The sequence below is a fragment of the Parasphingorhabdus sp. genome (assembly GCF_049667325.1).
Classification (GTDB): Bacteria; Pseudomonadota; Alphaproteobacteria; order Sphingomonadales; family Sphingomonadaceae; genus Parasphingorhabdus.
In genome coordinates this window covers 1-3,908 of sequence record NZ_JBATHY010000247.1, presented here as the reverse complement: position 1 = coordinate 3,908, position 3,908 = coordinate 1, and the positions used below count along the sequence as shown (strand labels likewise).

The 3,908-nt window shown below is 56.2% G+C and carries 6 protein-coding genes; all 6 read left to right on the top strand.

The window, feature by feature from the left end:
- A partial coding sequence (locus tag WBM93_RS11130; protein ID WP_424431845.1) for a DUF1932 domain-containing protein occupies positions 1–310 on the top strand: 310 nt, incomplete at its 5' end.
- Positions 307–1,329: an amidohydrolase family protein gene (locus WBM93_RS11125; protein ID WP_424431843.1), complete on the top strand. Its 1,023-nt coding sequence runs from the start codon at positions 307–309 to the stop codon at positions 1,327–1,329. The genes WBM93_RS11130 and WBM93_RS11125, both read left to right, overlap by 4 nt.
- Positions 1,326–2,351, top strand: coding sequence for an aromatic ring-hydroxylating dioxygenase subunit alpha (locus WBM93_RS11120; RefSeq protein WP_350078735.1), 1,026 nt, complete (start codon positions 1,326–1,328; stop codon positions 2,349–2,351). The genes WBM93_RS11125 and WBM93_RS11120 overlap by 4 nt, the downstream gene beginning before the upstream one ends.
- Entirely contained in the window at positions 2,348–2,755 is a 408-nt protein-coding gene (gene ligA, locus WBM93_RS11115) for a protocatechuate 4,5-dioxygenase subunit alpha (protein ID WP_335651652.1), read from the top strand. The genes WBM93_RS11120 and ligA overlap by 4 nt, the downstream gene beginning before the upstream one ends.
- A 1-nt stretch (position 2,756) precedes the next feature.
- Positions 2,757–3,602: a class III extradiol dioxygenase subunit beta gene (locus WBM93_RS11110; protein WP_424431840.1), complete on the top strand. Its 846-nt coding sequence runs from the start codon at positions 2,757–2,759 to the stop codon at positions 3,600–3,602.
- 15 nt (positions 3,603–3,617) lie between these two features.
- Positions 3,618–3,908: Gfo/Idh/MocA family protein (locus WBM93_RS11105; protein ID WP_424431838.1), on the top strand; the 291-nt coding region annotated here is incomplete at its 3' end.

The window sequence follows — 3,908 nt, the reverse complement described above, 5'->3', positions numbered from 1 at the left end:
GTATAAAGGTGTTGAGGCACTGACCGCAGAATGTCTGATCGCCTGCGAGAAGGCAGGCGTGATCGATGAGGTTCTCGGCAGTTTTAACAATGACTGGTCTGCCCAGGCGGATTACCGGCTCGACCGGATGCTGGTTCACGGCACCCGGAGATCCGCAGAAATGGCGGAAGCAGTCAAGACGCTCGAAATGTTGGGCGTTGAACCGGATCTGACCCGCGCGACGGTTGCACGGCAGGCGGCGCTCGGCGAACTTGGCCTCAATCCTCCTCCGGACGGACTGAATGCAAAATTGAAAGCGCTTGCCCAATGACGATGATTATCGACTGCCACGGTCATTATACTGTCCTGCCAAAAGCGCATGACGAATGGCGTGAAGAGCAGAAGGCCGCCTTTGCGGCTGGCGGGAACGCGCCGCCCTACCCCGAAATTTCGGATGATGAAATCCGCGAAACGATCGAAGCTAACCAGCTCCGCCTGCTGAAAGAGCGCGGCGCGGACATGACGATATTCTCCCCCCGCGCTTCTGCCATGGCCCCGCATGTTGGAGATCAGTCAGTCGCTGTGTCGTGGGCGCAAGCTTGCAATAACCTTATTGCCCGGGTGGTCGGGCTGTATCCCGAGACCTTTGCTGGCGTTTGCATGCTGCCGCAATCTCCCGAAGCGGATATGACATCGTCGATCGCCGAATTGCAGCGCTGCGCCGACATGGGCTTTATCGGTTGTAACCTCAACCCCGACCCGGGCGGTGGAAAATTCGAACACCCGCCGCTGACCGACAAATTCTGGTACCCATTTTACGAGAAAATGGTCGAGCTGGATATGCCGGCGATGATCCATGTGTCGGGCAGCTGCAATCCGGCGATGCACGCAACCGGCGCCTATTATATTGCGGCAGACACCATCGCCTTCATGCAGCTGATCCAGGGCGATCTGTTCAGGGAATTCCCGACATTGCGCCTGATCATTCCGCATGGCGGCGGCGCTGTCCCTTATCATTGGGGCCGGTATCGCGGACTGGCCGATATGCTGAAACAGCCCGATCTCTCGACGCATCTGATGAACAATGTCTTCTTCGACACCTGCGTTTATCATCAGCCCGGCATCAACCTTCTGGCCGATGTGATCGACAACAAGAATATCCTGTTCGGCAGCGAAATGGTCGGTGCTGTGCGCGGCATCGATCCGCAAACCGGCCATTATTTCGACGACACCAAACGCTATGTCGATGCGCTCGATATATCCAATGCAGAACGCCATGCAATATTTGAAGGCAATGCGCGCCGCGTATTCCCGAGGTTGGATGCGCAGTTGAAGGAGCGAGGGCTATGACAACCTGGATAAAAAACGCCTGGTATGTCGCCGGATGGGATTATGAAATCGGCCCGCAACCGCTGGCGCGGACGATATTGGGCGTGCCGGTCGTGCTCTGGCGCAAACTCGATGGCCAAGTGGTGGCCATGCGCGACGCATGCCCGCACCGCATGCTGCCTTTGTCCATGGGTATCAAGGAAGGCGATTCCATTCGCTGCACCTATCATGGCTTGAAAATCGGGCCTGACGGGATCGCGGAAGAGATGCCATTAAAATCCGATCCGGTGAACAAACGGATTTGCACGCAAACGTTCAAGATACACGAACAACACCGGTTCGTGTGGATATGGATGGGCGAGGAAAAAGGCGATCCCACCGATATCCCCGATCTATGGCCCTGTTCAGCAGATGGCTGGAGCTTCGATGGCGGCTATAATCCCATCAAGTGTGACTACCGGTTGCTCATCGATAATCTGATGGACCTTACCCATGAAACTTATGTCCATGGGGGTTCAATCGGGCAGCAGGAATTGATGGAAACGCCGTTGAATACTCGCAAAACGGAAGATCGGGTGTTTGTCGAACGCTGGATACCGGACATTGATCCACCTCCTTTCTGGAAGGGTGCTCTGGGCAAAGAGGGTCAGGTCGACCGCTGGCAAATCTGCGAATTTATCGCACCGGCAGCGGTGATGATCGACGTCGGAGTGGCCCCGGTCGAGGCAGGCGCGACACTGGAAAAACATGATCAGGGCGTTCGCGGCTTTGTCGTCGATTTCATGACCCCGCAAGACGAGGAAAATTGTCATTATTTCTGGGGCATGGCGCGCGATTTCCGCGTTGACGACCCCGGTTTCGGGGCACGTTTCCGGCAGCAGCAAAATGGCGTTTTCGATGAGGATATTGTCATATTGGAGGCCCAGCAAAAATCGCTGGCGGCCAATCCTCATCTATCAATGCAGTCCTATAATATCGATCAGGGCGGCGTGCGCGCGCGTCAGATGATCAGCAAAATCATAAAGTCGGAGAGCGGCCAATGAGCATTCAGGATATTCACGAATATCTCGCCGAATTCGAGGACATCCCAGGCACGCGGGTCTTCACGGCGACGCGCGCACGGCGGGGTTATCATCTCAACCAGTTCGCGATGAGCCTGATGAAGGCAGAAAATCGCGACCGCTGGAAAGCCGATGAGGCGGCCTATCTGTCGGAATGGCCGATCACGGATGATCAGCGTCAGGCGGTGCTTGATCGCGACTATAACCGGATGCTGGAGCTGGGTGGCAACATCTATTTTCTGAGCAAGATATTCTCGACCGATGGTATCAGTTTTGCCGAGGCGGTCTCGACGATGACCGACATGAGCTTTCCCGAATATCGCGATATGATGATGAATGGCGGTCGCTCGCCCGAAGGCAATAGATCAATCCGGGAGGGCAATTGACATGGCACGGATAACCGCAGGCGTCGCTTCCAGCCACGTTCCGCTTCTCGGGGTGGCCGTCGATCAGGGCAAGACCCAGGACGACTATTTCGGACCGATTTTCAAAGGCTATGAGTGGACGAAAAAATGGGAGGAAGAGCAAAAGCCCGATGTAATCGTGCTGGTCTATAATGACCATGCTTCTGCCTTTGACGCGAACATCATTCCCACTTTTGCGATTGGTTGCGGCGAAACATACAAACCCGCCGACGAAGGCTGGGGGCCGCGGCCGGTTCCTGATGTCGAGGGCCACGCCGACCTGGGCTGGCATATCGCGCAAAGCCTGATCCTGGATGATTTTGACATGACGATCATCAACGAGATGGAGGTCGACCATGGGTTGACTGTGCCGCTTAGCATGATGTTCGGTCAGCCCGACAACTGGCCCGTCAAAGTCGTCCCATTGGCAGTCAATGTCGTGACCTATCCGGTGCCGTCGGGCAATCGTTGCTGGGCGTTGGGCGAGGCCATTGCGCGCGCGGTAGAGAGTTTCCCCGAAGATCTGAATGTACAAATCTGGGGAACGGGCGGGATGAGCCATCAGCTGCAAGGACCTCGTGCCGGGCTGCTCAATCGCGAATGGGATAACAAGTTTCTCGACCTGATGGTCGGTGACAGCGATGCCGCACGGCATATTCCGCACATCGAATATCTGCGCGAGACGGGCAGCGAAGGCATTGAGATGGTGATGTGGCTGATTATGCGCGGGGCGCTCGGCAAGACCACAAAATGCCTGCACCGGCATTACCATATTCCCTGCAGCAATACGGCCATTGGCCATATCGTGCTGGAACCTGACAATTTATAGGACTGGAGAAGACCCATGAAAATCGCACTCGCAGGCGGCGGCGCCTTTGGTGAAAAACATCTGGACGGCTTGAAGAACATCGAGGGCGTGGAAGTCACCGCCTTGGTCGGTCGGCGGCAAGAACCGACCCAGGCTATGGCAGACAAATATGGCGTCGGTTTCGCCACCACCAATTATGAGGAAATGCTCCAACGCGACGACGTGGACGCGGTTATCCTCGCAACGCCGACGCAGATGCATGCCGCACAGTCGATTGCGGCCATGGACGCGGGCAAGCATGTCGAGGTAGAAATTCCGCTCGCCGAC